Origin of the sequence: Pandoraea sp. XJJ-1, from assembly GCF_026802345.1 — a bacterium.
GTDB classification, from domain to species: Bacteria; Pseudomonadota; Gammaproteobacteria; order Burkholderiales; family Burkholderiaceae; genus Pandoraea; species Pandoraea cepalis.
On record NZ_CP113827.1, the window covers coordinates 4156595 to 4170054 of the forward strand.

Consider the following 13460-nt stretch of genomic DNA (forward strand, 5'->3'; position numbering starts at 1 on the left):
TCCGTCAGGCGATGCCCGTGCGCGTGGCGTAGTGATAGAGGTCGACGTCGCGGTCCAGCCCGAGTTTGCGCATGGCGTTGGTCTTCTGCGAGCTGACCGTCTTGACGCTGCGACTGAGCTGGAATGCGATTTCGCTGATAGTGAGCCCGGAAACGAACAGCCGCACCACTTCCACTTCGCGACCCGAGAGCTTCGACGCATCGATCTCGGTGTCGTCGACCACCGAGTCGTGCAGGCGCGTCGCCAGTCCCGCCGGAATATAGCGGCTGCCGTCCGCGACCACGCACACGATATCGGCGATCGAACTCTGCTCGTCGAGCTTGGAGAGAATCGAATGCACACCGAGCTTGAGCATGCCGCGAAGAATCGCCAGGTTTTCCAGCATCGTGACGACGATGATCTTGATGTTCGGGAAATATCGGCGCACATAGCCGATCAGAAACAGGCCGTCCTTGAAATTTCCCCCTGGCATTGAAAAATCGGTCACGAGAATGTCGCATGGCGCCTTGGCCAGCAAATTCACGAGTTCTGACGAATTGGCCGCCTCGCCGACCAGATGAATCATTTCCCGCTCTTCGAGCAGACGTCGTATTCCATAGCGCACAATCGGATGGTCGTCCGCGACCACGACATTGATCGTCATCGTTGCCCCCTCCCCTTATTCGTCATCTGGCAGCACCGTCATCGCCGCACGACACGTACGGTGCTTCGCGCCTGCCATTGCCGCGAAGCGAGTCCATTCTGGCAAAAAGGGATCCTCCCGACCGGCTGGGAAACGTCACATAGACGATGCGCATGGGCCGCCTTGCCACGCGGTGTGGTCAATGCGCGCGCGGCCCGCATGCTGCCCGATAGAGCGGGTACTGCGGCCTAACTGCTTGACGGGACTCGCCCGGAGGTGAAATTGCTCAGACGTCCGGCAGCACAGTCTGTGCTACTCGCGTTACCGGTATTCGGACGATTCGCGGTGAGCGCTTCCGGCATTCCAATCTCGAAGTTCGGAATTACCTTAAACACCAACGCCCGATTTAGTGATCGGCTCGTTGTGCGCGTCGGAATATGCGTAGTTGGCACAGGGGGACATGCCGAGGGTGTGCCCCGGTCGCGAACACCTCGACCGGGCGCTGACGAGGCGGTTCGGACGGCGCCTAATGTGCGTAACGCACGTTACGCACATTAGGCGCGTTACTTCTGCCCGTCGCGGCCATCGGCGGAGCTGGCGTTCGCGGACGCCTTCACCGCCGGCGACGCGCCAGGGTTCTCGCCCGCGGAAGACAAACCATGCCAGCCGCCGCCGAGTGCGGTCACGAGCAGCACGTTGGCCGTGAACTGACGGCCGAGGATCGTCAGCGCCGTACGCTCCGTGGTGTACGCCGTCGTCTGCGCAGTCAACACGTTCTGGAACCCGACAGTGCCCGCCTTGTACTGATTGAGGATGAGTTGCAGCGCCTCGCGCGACGACTGCACCGCCTGGTTCTGCACGGCAGCCTCACGGCCCAGATAGTTCAGCGCGGCGAGGTTGTCTTCGACCGACTGGAACGCCGTGAGCACCGTCTGACGGTAGGTCGCGACCTGTGCGTCGTACGCCGCGATGGCCGCGTCGGTCTGCGCGCGACGCAGGCCGCCGTCGAAGAGCGTGGCCGCCAACGCCGGACCGACCGACCAGAAGCGGCTCGGCAGCGTCAGCCAGTCGGCGAAGCTGCTGCTTTGGAAACCGCCCGTCGCCGAAAGCGTAAGGGTCGGGAAGAAGGCCGCCTTGGCGACGCCGATCTTCGCGTTCGCCGCCGCCACCGAGCGCTCGGCCGCCGCAATATCGGGTCGCCGTTCCAGCAAGGTCGACGGCAGGCTCACCGGCGCCATCGGCAACGCGGCGCGCAGCGGCGTTGGCGTAAGCGAGAACGCCGCCGGCGCCTTGCCGACAAGCAGCGCGATCGCATGCTCCAGTTGAGCGCGCGTCACCTCGATATCGAGCGCCGAGGCCTGCGCCGATTGCAATTGCGTCTGCGCCTGAATCACGTCGGAGCGCTGCGCCACACCGACGGCGTATTGATTCTGCGTGAGCTTGAGCGTTTGCTCGTATGCCGCGACCGTACGGTCGAGCAACGCCTTTTGAGCGTCCGTTACCCGCAGGTCGAAGTAGTTCTGGGCGAGCAGCGCCTGCGCCGACAGACGTGCATTGGCCAGATCAGCCTCGCTCGCCTCGGCGCTTGCGTTGCCGGCCTCGACCGAGCGGCGCACGCTACCCCAGATGTCCGGTTCCCAGCTCGCCGTGCCCGACAGGCTGTAGCTGTTCGAGATCCCGCCCGCCCCCGATCCGCTCACCGCCGAGCTGCTCACGCGCGAGCTGGCGCGTGTGAGACCGGCGTCGGCGCCGATCGTCGGAAAGAAGGCAGAGCGCGCCTGCGAGGCCACGGCCAGCGCTTGCCGATAGTTGGCCTCGGCAACCTTGATGTTCTGATTGTCGACGTTGACCTGCGCCATCAGGTCGGCGAGCACCGGGTCCTGATAGATCGCCCACCACTCGCCCTTGGACGCCGCATCGCTGGGCTCGGCGAGCTTCCAGTCCCCCGTCTCCTTGAACGCGGCCGGCGTGTCGATGGCTGGACGCACATAGTCCGGCCCCACCGCGCAGCCCGCGAGCCACAGTACGGCGCTTGCCGCAAGCCACGTGGCAGCGCGACGCATGCGCGGCGGCGTCCTCGCGCCTCGCCCTTGCAGCGCAACCGCGGCGGCTGCAGCGGGCGGATGAGATCCAGCGGTGGCGACTTGACGATTCAGGTTACGGGACATGGCACGCATCGGCCCTTCGGCCAGAACAGAAGTTTCAAAAGACGCTCCGGGACGCGACGCCCACGGACGCGCACGGTGCAGGCAGCGCGCGGCATCAGCCATGCCCCACCTCCCCGACGTCGCCCTGGCCGCGTTGACCACGCGCACGCCATCGCGCCCAGCGCAGCCGCAAGCGATCGAGATAGAGGTACACCACCGGCGTCGTATAAAGCGTGAGCACCTGGCTCACGAGCAGGCCGCCCACGATGGAAATCCCCAACGGCTGACGCAGCTCCGCCCCATCACCCGTGCCCAACGCAAGCGGAATCGCACCGAGCATGGCGGCCATCGTCGTCATCATGATCGGGCGAAAGCGCAGCACGCACGCGTGGTAGATGGCCTCGCGCGGCGGCATGTTCTGGCGCCGTTCGGCATCGAGCGCGAAGTCGATCATCATGATCGCGTTCTTTTTTACGATACCGATCAGCAGAATCACCCCGATCAGCGCGATGATGCTGAACTCGGTATTGAAGAGCAGCAACGCGAGCAACGCCCCGACCCCCGCCGACGGCAGCGTCGACAGAATGGTGAGCGGATGGATGTAGCTCTCGTAGAGCACGCCGAGCACGATATATACCGTGAGCAGCGCGGTCAGGATGAGTATCGGCTGCGACGACAAGGCCGACTGGAACGCCTGCGCCGTGCCCTGGAAGCTGCCGTGCACCGACGTCGGCATGCCCAGCCGGCCGACGGCGTCCTGGACCGAGGCTTGCGCCTGCGACAGCGATACCCCCGGCGGGAGGTTGAACGAAATCGTACTCGCCGCGAATTGCCCCTGGTGCGAGACCCCCAGCGCCGTATTCGTCGGCCGATACCGCGCGAATGCCGAGAGCGGCACCTGCGCCCCCGCCGAGGTCACCACATAAATGTCCTTGAGCGACTCGGGGCTTTGCCACCATTGCGGCGCAACTTCCATTACAACCTTGTACTGATTGAGCGGATTGTAGATCGTGGAGACCTGCCGCTGCCCGAACGCATCATTGAGCACGCCATCGATCTGACTCATCGTCAGACCGAGGCGGGACGCCTGATCGCGATCGACGTCGAGCGTCGTCTGCAAGCCTTTGTCCTGCTGGTCCGTGTTGACGTCGACGAGATTCGGCAGATGCGAGAGCGCATTGCGCACCTTCGGCTCCCACTCGCGCAACTGCTGTAGATCATCTGCCTGCAGCGTGTACTGGTACTGCGCGTTACTCGCCCGCCCGCCGACGCGAATGTCCTGCACGGACTGCAGATAAAGCATTGCGCCAGGCTCCTTGGCCAGCTTGCCCCGCAATCGCGCAATCACCTGATCGGCCGAGATTTTGCGCTCGCCCAACGGTTTGAGCGTAACGAACATCAAGCCCCCGTTTCGGTTCGATCCGCCGGTAAAGCCCGTGACGGTCGACACGTCCGGATCGGCCTGCACGATCTTGATGAAGTCGGCCAGCTTCTTTTCCATCGCCTGGAACGAGATCGCCTGATCGGCCTGAATGAAGCCGATCATCCGCCCCGTGTCCTGCTGCGGGAAGAAGCCCTTCGGCACGACGGTATACAGCCAGACGTTCAGGCAGATCGTGGCAAACAGAATCCCCAGCATGAGCGGCCCGTGGCGCAACGCCCACGAGAGCGAGCGCTCATATTCGCGCAGCATGCCGTCGAACATACGCTCGGTCCATCCGCCGATCCGCGTCCAGACGGATGGTCGCGGCGGCGGCGCGGAAGCGCCCGGCGCAGACTTGCCCTTGAGCAGACGCGCGCACATCATCGGCGTCGCTGTGAGCGAGACGACCAACGAGACCAGGATAGCGGCCGAGAGCGTGACGGCGAACTCGCGGAACAGGCGCCCCACGATGCCGCCCATGAGCAGCAGCGGGATGAAAACCGCCACCAGCGAAATGCTCATCGAGAGCACCGTGAAGCCGACTTCGCGTGTGCCCTTGAGCGCGGCGGCGAACGGACTCAGGCCATCTTCGATATGGCGGGCAATGTTCTCGAGCACCACGATGGCGTCGTCGACCACGAAGCCCGTCGCAATGGTGAGCGCCATGAGCGACAGGTTGTCGAGACTGAAGCCGCACAGGTACATCACGCCGAACGTGCCAATCAGCGACACGGGCACCGCGACGCTCGGGATGAGCGTCGCCCGCCAGTTCCGCAGGAAGAGGAACACCACCATGATGACGAGCGCAATCGAAATCAGCAGCGTGCGCTCGACTTCCTTGAGGGATGCCCGGATCGTCGGCGTGCGGTCCATCACCACGTCGAGATTGATGGCTGCCGGGATCGAGGCGCGCAGCACCGGCAGGATCTTGTTGATGCCGTCGACCGTCTTGATGATGTTCGCGCCGGGCTGCGTCGTGATGATGAGCACCACCGACGGCTTGCCATTGGCCGACCCGGCGTTGCGCAAGTCCTGCACCGAATCGACCACGTCGGCGACATCGGACAGGCGCACCGGACGGCCGTCCCGATAGCTGACGACGACCGGCAGATAGTCCTTGGCCGTCTTCGCCTGATCGTTGGCGAGAATCTGCCAGCGCTGATCGCCGTCTTCGAGCGCACCCTTCGGGCGGTTTGCGTTGGCGGCCTGAATCGTCGTGCGCACCGTCTCGAGCGGAATCTGGTACTTGTTGAGTGCCGTCGGGTTGAGTTCGACCCGCACCGCCGGCAGCGAACTGCCGCCCACGGTGACATCGCCTACGCCGTCGAGCTGAGAGATCTTCTGCGCGAGGATGGTCGACGCGGAGTCGTACATCTGCCCGCGCGTCATGCTGTCCGACGTCAGCGCAAGAATCATCACCGGTGCGCTCGCGGGATTCACCTTGCGATAGGTCGGATTGCTCGGCAGGCCCGACGGCAGCAGACTGCGCGCGGCGTTGATCGCCGCCTGCACGTCGCGCGCCGCGCCGTTGATATCGCGCGAGAGATCGAACTGCAGCGTGATGCGGGTCGAGCCCAGCGTGCTGTTCGACGTCATTTCCGTCACCCCGGCAATCCGGCCGAGCGAGCGCTCCAGCGGCGTGGCCACGCTCGCGGCCATCGTCTCGGGACTCGCGCCGGGTAGCGACGCCGTAACGGAGATCGTCGGAAAATCGACCTGCGGCAGCGGCGAGACGGGCAGCAACCCGAACGCGACGATGCCCGCCAGCGTCACCCCGATGGTGAGCAGAACGGTCGCGACCGAGCGCTTGATGAAGACAGCCGACAGGTTCATCGCGCTGGGCCGCCTGTGGTGGCCGGGCCGTCACTGCCGCCGCCCGGCGTGCCATGATCGCCGTGCCCCGGATCGTCCGGCGGCCCCGAGGTACCGAAACGCCGATCGCGCCAGGCGCGCGCCCGTGCGGCCAAGCGGTCGAACCACAGATAGATCACGGGCGTGGTAAAGAGGGTGAGCACCTGACTGACCATCAGCCCGCCCACCATGGTGATCCCGAGCGGCTGGCGCAACTCGGACCCCACGCCCGAGCCAAGCATGAGCGGCAGCGCCCCCAGCACAGCGGCCATCGTCGTCATCAGGATTGGCCGAAAACGCAGCAGACAGGCCTGATAGATCGCCTCGCGCGGCGCCATGCCGCGTTCACGCTCCGCCTCGAGCGCGAAGTCGATCATCATAATGGCGTTCTTCTTCACGATGCCGATCAGCAGGATGATGCCGATGATCGCGATGATGCTGATGTCGTTGCCCGAGACCATCAGGGCGAGCAGCGCGCCGACACCGGCCGAGGGCAGCGTCGACAGGATCGTGATCGGATGGATGTAGCTCTCGTAGAGCACCCCCAGCACGATGTACATCGTCACGACCGCCGCGAGAATCAGCCACAGCGTGTTCGAGAGCGACGCCTGGAACGCCTGCGCCGCGCCCTGGAAGGTCGTCTGCGTGCTCACCGGCAGACCGATGGACGCCTCGGCCGCGGTAATCGCCTTCACGGCATCGCCGAGCGACGCGCCCTTGGCGAGGTTGAACGAGATCGTGGCGGCCGGGAACTGGGCCTGGTGGTTGATGGCCAGCGGGGTGGGCTTCTCCACGATCTTCGCGAACGATGTCAGCGGCACTTGCACCCCCGAGGTCGACGCAACGTAAATGCCCTTCAGCGCGTCGGGGCCGCGCTGGAAATCGTTACCCACTTCGAGCACCACGCGGTACTGCGACGCCTGCGTGTAGATCGTCGAAATCAGTCGCTGGCCGAACGCGCTGTAGAGCGTCTGGTCGACGGCCGCCGGCGTCACGCCCAGGCGGCTCGCCGTGTCGCGATCGATGTCCACGTAAGCCTGCAAGCCATTGACTTGCAGGTCGCTCGTCACGTCGGCCAGTTGCGGTACGTGTTGCAGCTTGTCGACGAGCTTTGGCACCCAGATGCCGAGCGTATCGAGACTCGGATCCTGCAGCGTGAACTGATATTGCGTTCGGCTGATGCGGTCTTCGATGGTCAGATCCTGCACCGGCTGCATATAGAGCGCGATGCCGGGCACGTTCGCCACCTCGGGCTGGATGCGGCGGATCACCGCCGAGGCGTCGAGTCCGCGCACGGCCTTGTCCTTCAGATTGATGAGCAGCCGCCCGCTGTTGAGCGTGGTGTTCACCCCATCCACGCCGATGAACGACGACACCGATTCGACGGCCGGGTCCTTGAGCACGGCGGCGACCAATGCCTGCTGGCGCTCGCCCATTGCCGCGAACGAGATCGACTGCGGCGCTTCGGAAATCCCCTGGATCACCCCCGTGTCCTGCACCGGGAAGAAGCCCTTCGGCACCCACAGATACAGCAGCACCGTGAGCACAAGCGTGCCGAGCGCAACGAGCAGCGTGGCCGTTTGACGATCGAGCACCCATGAGAGCCACTCGCCGTACTTCGCGATGATGCGGTCGAATATCTCGCCGGTCTTGCGGTAGAACTTGCCCTGCTTCTCTTCGGGCACGTGACGCAGCAGCTTCGCGCACATCATCGGCGTGAGGGTGAGCGACACCACAGCCGAGATCAGGATCGACACCGCCAGCGTGATCGCGAACTCGCGGAACAGGCGGCCGACAACGTCGCCCATGAACAGCAGCGGAATGAGCACGGCGATCAGCGAGAACGTGAGCGAAATGATGGTGAAGCCGATCTGTTCCGCGCCCTTGAGCGCCGCCTGCAGCGGCTTTTCCCCCTGCTCCATGTAACGCGCGATGTTCTCGATCATCACGATCGCGTCGTCGACCACGAAGCCGGTCGCGATGGTAAGCGCCATGAGCGTGAGGTTGTTGATCGAGAAGCCGGCCAGGTACATCACGCCGAACGTGCCGACGAGCGAGAGCGGGACGGCCACGCTTGGGATGATCGTCGCCGAGACGTTGCGCAGGAACAGGAAAATCACCATGACCACCAGGGCCACCGCGAGCAGGAGTTCGAACTGCACGTCGGAGACCGAGGCGCGGATCGTCGTTGTGCGGTCGGTCAGCAACTTCACGTCGATGCTGCCGGGCAGCGAGGCCTGCAACTGCGGCAGCAACGCCTTGACCCGGTTGACTGTCTCGATCACATTGGCGCCCGGCTGACGCTGCACGTTGAGCACGATGGCCGGCGTGGTATCCGCCCATGCGGCAAGCTTGGTGTTCTCGGCGCCATCGATGACGTCGGCGACATCGGAAAGACGGATCGGGCCACCGTTCTTGTACGCGATGACCAGGTTGCGGTACTCGTCGGCCGACGCGAGCTGGTCGTTGGCGTCGATGGTCGAGGCACGCAGCGGACCGTCGAAACTGCCCTTCGCCTGGTTGACGTTGGCCGCCGCGATGGACGTGCGAACGTCCTCGATACTCAGCCCGTACGACGTAATCGCGCGGGGATTGACCTGAATGCGCACCGCCGGGCGTTGGCCACCCGAGAGGCTCACCAGACCGATGCCGGGCAATTGCGAAATCTTCTGCGCCACACGTGTGTCGACCAGATCTTCGAGCTTGGGCAGCGGCAGGGTCTTCGACATGATCGCCAGCGTCAGGATCGGCGTATCGGCCGGATTGACCTTGCTGTAGATCGGCGGCATCGGCAGATCGGTGGGCAGCAGATTGCTGGCGCTGTTGATCGCGGCCTGCACTTCCTGCTCGGCAACGTCGAGCCCGAGATTGAGCGAGAACTGCAGCGTGATCACCGACGCGCCGCCCGAACTGGTCGACGACATCTGGTTCAGGCCCGGCATCTGGCCGAACTGACGCTCCAGCGGGGCCGTCACCGACGAGGTCATCACATCCGGGCTGGCGCCCGGGTAGAGCGTGACCACCTGAATGGTCGGATAGTCGACTTCCGGCAATGCCGAGAGCGGCAACAGCCGGTACGCGACGAAACCGGCAAGCAGGATCGCCACCATCAGCAACGAGGTGGCGACCGGTCGGAGAATAAACGGGCGGGACGGATTCATTGGCTACGTCGAAGGGCGTCTCTGGGGGGCCGTGGGCCAAACGTGGGCGAGGCGTGGACGCGGGAGGTCGTGCGACGTCACGCGAGACCGCCCTATTGCGCCGGACGGCGATGACCGCCGTTGCGCTTGTCCCCCGGCGCGGGCGGCGCAACGGCCGCCGCACGGCTCGCGGCCGTGATCACCTCGACCTTGGCGCCGTCGCGCAGCTTGTCCATGCCGTCGATCACGAGCTTCTCGCCGGGCGCGATGCCAGACTCCACCGCGACGTTGGTGCCGTCGGTCGGTCCGAGCTTCACGGTCTTGAGCTTGACCGTCTGATCCGGCTGCACCGTGTAGACGAAACTGCCCTGCGTGCCGCGCTGTACCGCGGCGCTCGGAATCAGCGTGGCGCCCTTGAGCGTGTCGACGAGCATCTTCACGTTGACGAACTGGTTCGGAAACAACAAGCCATCGCGATTGGCGAATTCGGCCTTGAGCTTGACGGTGCCGGTTGTCGTGTCGATCTGGTTGTCGATGGAGGCGAGCCTGCCGGTGGCCAGCTTCACCTTGCCGGCGCGGTCGAAGGCTTCCACGGGCAGCGTCTCCCCGTCTCGCGAGCGTTTGAGGACCTTCGACAGGTTGTCCTCGGGAATCGTGTAGACGACGGTAATCGGCGTCACCTCGTTGATGATGACGATGCCGTTGGTGTCCGACGCGTGAATGATGTTGCCCGGATCGACCTGGCGCAGCCCCGCGAGCCCCGACACCGGCGCGATCACGCTGGCATAGTTCAGTTGCAGGCGGGCGTTGCCGAGCTGCCCCTCGTCGGATTTGACGGTTCCTTCGTACTGCTTGACGAGCGCACGCTGAGTGTCCACGGTCTGCGCGGCGATCGAATCCTGCTTGAGCAGTGTCTCGTAACGGGCGAGGTCGAGTTGCGCATTTTTGAGCAACGCCTGGTCGCGGGCGAGTTGGCCCTCCATCTGGGTGACCTGTACCTGGAACGCACGCGGATCGATTTCGGCGAGCAACTGGCCTTCCTTGACGATGTCGCCTTCCTTGAAGTGCACCTTCATGAGCTGTCCGTCGACACGCGAATGCACGGTCACACTGCGCGTGGGCGTGACGGTGCCCAGCCCGTTGAGGAAGACCGGCAGGTCGCCCGTCTTCGCCTCGACCGCCGTCACCGGCGTGGCGGGTGCACCCGCACCCGCCATGCCGCCCGGCGCTGCGCCGCGACGCCCGCCCGCTTGAGCAGGACCTTGCGCACTTTGGGAATGCAGGCGGTAATAAACACCTCCGGCGATGAGCACGACGATCAGTCCGATCACGGCGGGCACGAGCCAGCGGCGCGTGCCAGAAGCCACAGGGGCTGGCCCGGTGTCGCGTTGCGTGCCGGCAGTGGCGGGTGCGGGCCGATCAGAACCGTTCGGTGGTTCGGAACCGTGGGGACCGTGCTCGGTCATGACTTCCTCATTACAGCGCAGTGGTAGGTGGATTCGTCCCGTGTGGACGATGGTCTTGCGATCGAGTGCCGCGGCGCAGCAAAGCGTCCGTCAACCCCGGGGGCCTTGCCTCACGCCAGATCCGGCCAATCAGCATAGCAGACCGTTGTCGAAGCCCGATAGGACGGCTGATTACACCCGCTTTCCCCAAGGGGAATCGCGCTTGGCGCGGCAAAGGAAAGACCGGCCGCGCGCGCGATGGTTCGCATGACAGCGTTGGCACCGCGCGTCGCGATGCGCTGCATTGCCTTATCGCAGCGCTCTCGCAACGCGAGACGTACGACTGGGTGTGCGGAATCGGCCACCGGCAGGGTGGCTTGCCGGTTAGATCGAACCTTATGCGATGGGGACGAATTTCGTGTATCACCGGCGCTGGCTCTATTATTACGCAACGTTACGGGTGACCAATGCTGTAATGTCTGGAAACAATACCCGCGTCAAGGCGCGCGGGGAGGCCACTATCATGACAACACTCCCTGTCCGAACGAATATGAAGATTCTTGTTGTCGACGACGATCCCGATCTGCGTGATCTGCTGCGCGAATACCTGAGCCGCCACGGCTTCTCGGTGGCGGTGATGCATGACGGCGACGGATTGGCCGCACGCCTGGAGCGTGAGCGTCCGTCGCTGATCGTGCTTGACCTGATGATGCCCAAGGTCGATGGCCTCACCGCCCTGCGGGACCTGCGCGCGCGCAACGACGATGTGCCGGTGATCCTGCTCACCGCGCGCAGCGACGAGATCGACCGCATCGTCGGACTGGAAATCGGTGCCGACGACTATCTCGGCAAGCCGTTCAGTCCGCGCGAGCTGCTCGCCCGGATCAATGCCGTGTTGCGCCGTCGCAAGCAGCCCGATGCCGCGGTGCCCGAGCAGCGCGAGAACTATACATTCGGCCCGTTCGTGCTCGACTTCCGCAGCCGCACGCTCACCCGCGATGCGCAGTTGCTCACGCTCTCGGACGGCGAATACGGCTTGTTGCGCCTGCTGGTAAACCACGCGATGCAGGTGCTCTCGCGCGAGCGCATCATCGAACTGCTCTACGGCGCGGACAGCGATGTCAACGATCGCGGCATCGACGTGCAGATCTGGCGCCTGCGCCGACTGCTCGACGAAGACGCGCAGAGCCCGCGCTTCATCCAGACCGTGCGCGGGCGCGGTTACATCTTCGTTCCCGACGGTCAACGCGCCGACATGGCCACCGGTTGATGGCCCGGCGCCGGACACAACGCTGCGTCGTCGCCCTGTTCGACGACGTCACCTCCCCGTCTGACAAGGACGCCGGCATGCTGCCGATACTGCTTACCCCAGCCCACAGGCAGAGCCCTGCATGAAAGGCCGTTTCGACACTTTATTTGGCCGGCTCGCGCTACTCATCATCGCAGCGCTGGTCATCAGCCATTTCTCATATCTCACGATCCTGCGCAGCGATCACGATGAGACGCGTGTGCAAAATGCCGCTGAGCAAATGGCCTTCATCATCAAGGCGGCGGCCGAAGTGCACGACGGCAGCTCGACGCTCACATTGCCGGATCTCGTGCAGGTCGTGCCGGTCTCGTTCGCGCATGGCGACGTCTTCGAGGCCGCCAGCAAGACCGCCCGCCTGACGACCGAACTCGCCCGGCGCCTTCCCGCGGGCACGCAGTTGCGCGTGGAGCGCACGCCACCGCCTCGCATCTGGGCCCGCCTGCCGGGCCGCGACTACTGGATCGCCACGCCGGTGCTGTCCGTGCGTAATCCGCCAGGCACGGCCATGATTTTGCCGGGTCTGGCCGCAGTCCTCGGCATTACCGTCATCTTTGCGTTGTTCGCGGCGTGGCAATTGCAGCGGCCGGTGCGGGACATGGCCGCCGCCGCCGAGCAACTCGCCACCCATCGCATTCGCACCCAGGTCAAGGAGCGCGGCCCGTTGGAGTTGCGTCAACTGACCGAGCGCTTCAATCGCATGAGCCACGACATCGTGCAAACCGACCGGGAGCGCAACACCATGCTTGCCGGCATTGCCCACGATCTGAAAACGCCGCTTGCACGGTTACGTCTGCGTGCCGAAATGCTCGACGACGCCCAGATGAGCGAGGGCATTACACGCGACGCCGAATCGATGACTCGCATCGTCGATCAGTTCCTGCTGTTTGCCCGGGGGATCGAAATGGAAAGTGCGACGTCGCCGGTGGAAGCCCGCATTCCCGCACTGGTCGCCCCGTTCCTCGATCAAGGTTATGCCATCGAACTGGATCTTCAGGCCGGTCCGGGCTTCAAGCTCAGGCAGACCTATCTCGAGCGCATCGTAAACAACCTGCTCGATAACGCGGTGACGTACGGACAGGCGCCGCTCGCGATTCGCACGTCACACGACGCGAGCGGATGGCGTCTCGTGATCGAAGACAGCGGCCCGGGCATTGCCAATGAAGACATCAATCGCATCGTGCGGCCGTTCGTCCGGCTTGACCCGGCTCGCGGCGGCAATGCGCATTGCGGGCTCGGTCTCGCCATTGTCGATAAGCTCACCCAGCAACTGGGCGGACGCGTATCGTTCAGCAATCGGCCTACCGGCGGCTTACAGGTCACGCTGATGTTTCCGCCGGAAAATCCGGGCTCGGAATAAGCGGACTCTGCGTACGACGCGTGCCGGATACACGGCACACACCATAAAAAACCCGCCGTCGGTGTACGAACGGCGGGTTCTGTCCTTTACGGCACGGCATCACATCAAGCCACAGCCAGACGATCCGGGTTGGGGGCAATGCGACGACTGGATGGCTGCGCTAGTG

7 protein-coding genes are annotated in these 13460 nt (G+C 64.5%); 2 read left to right on the top strand and 5 right to left on the bottom strand.

Features of this window, described 5'->3' with window-relative positions; translation table 11 throughout:
* Positions 1–4: 4 nt before the first annotated feature.
* The 5 genes from OYT13_RS19130 to OYT13_RS19150 form a co-directional block, all read right to left on the bottom strand.
* A complete protein-coding gene (locus tag OYT13_RS19130) occupies positions 5–643 on the bottom strand; it encodes a response regulator (RefSeq protein WP_017232830.1) in 639 nt (212 codons plus the stop codon).
* 542 nt (positions 644–1185) lie between these two features.
* Complete coding sequence (locus tag OYT13_RS19135; protein ID WP_268566823.1) at positions 1186–2685, bottom strand: efflux transporter outer membrane subunit; 1500 nt, start codon at positions 2683–2685, stop codon at positions 1186–1188.
* A 199-nt stretch (positions 2686–2884) separates the two neighbouring features.
* Positions 2885–6025: a multidrug efflux RND transporter permease subunit gene (locus OYT13_RS19140; protein WP_268566824.1), complete on the bottom strand. Its 3141-nt coding sequence runs from the start codon at positions 6023–6025 to the stop codon at positions 2885–2887.
* Entirely contained in the window at positions 6022–9204 is a 3183-nt protein-coding gene (locus tag OYT13_RS19145) for an MdtB/MuxB family multidrug efflux RND transporter permease subunit (protein ID WP_261938069.1), read from the bottom strand. The genes OYT13_RS19140 and OYT13_RS19145 overlap by 4 nt, the downstream gene beginning before the upstream one ends.
* A gap of 92 nt (positions 9205–9296) precedes the next feature.
* The gene (locus OYT13_RS19150; protein ID WP_268566825.1) at positions 9297–10649 is read right to left on the bottom strand and encodes an MdtA/MuxA family multidrug efflux RND transporter periplasmic adaptor subunit; all 1353 of its coding nucleotides are present in this window, start codon (positions 10647–10649) and stop codon (positions 9297–9299) included.
* A gap of 529 nt (positions 10650–11178) precedes the next feature.
* Here OYT13_RS19150 and OYT13_RS19155 point away from each other — a divergent pair.
* Together OYT13_RS19155 and OYT13_RS19160 are read left to right on the top strand one after the other, a co-directional pair.
* On the top strand, positions 11179–11898 hold the full coding sequence (locus tag OYT13_RS19155; protein WP_017232825.1) for a response regulator: 720 nt from the start codon (positions 11179–11181) through the stop codon (positions 11896–11898).
* 121 nt (positions 11899–12019) lie between these two features.
* Positions 12020–13294: an ATP-binding protein gene (locus tag OYT13_RS19160; protein WP_017232824.1), complete on the top strand. Its 1275-nt coding sequence runs from the start codon at positions 12020–12022 to the stop codon at positions 13292–13294.
* The last annotated feature ends 166 nt before the right edge of the window (positions 13295–13460 follow it).

Excerpts from the sequence above, each read along its gene's own strand:
- OYT13_RS19150 (WP_268566825.1), bottom strand. The coding sequence starts at position 10,649 with ATGACCGAGCACGGTCCCCACGGTTCCGAACCACCGAACGGTTCTGAT.
- OYT13_RS19140 (WP_268566824.1), bottom strand. The coding sequence starts at position 6,025 with ATGAACCTGTCGGCTGTCTTCATCAAGCGCTCGGTCGCGACCGTTCTG.
- OYT13_RS19135 (WP_268566823.1), bottom strand. The coding sequence starts at position 2,685 with ATGCGTCGCGCTGCCACGTGGCTTGCGGCAAGCGCCGTACTGTGGCTC.
- OYT13_RS19160 (WP_017232824.1), top strand. The coding sequence starts at position 12,020 with ATGAAAGGCCGTTTCGACACTTTATTTGGCCGGCTCGCGCTACTCATC.
- OYT13_RS19145 (WP_261938069.1), bottom strand. The coding sequence starts at position 9,204 with ATGAATCCGTCCCGCCCGTTTATTCTCCGACCGGTCGCCACCTCGTTG.
- OYT13_RS19155 (WP_017232825.1), top strand. The coding sequence starts at position 11,179 with ATGAAGATTCTTGTTGTCGACGACGATCCCGATCTGCGTGATCTGCTG.
- OYT13_RS19130 (WP_017232830.1), bottom strand. The coding sequence starts at position 643 with ATGACGATCAATGTCGTGGTCGCGGACGACCATCCGATTGTGCGCTAT.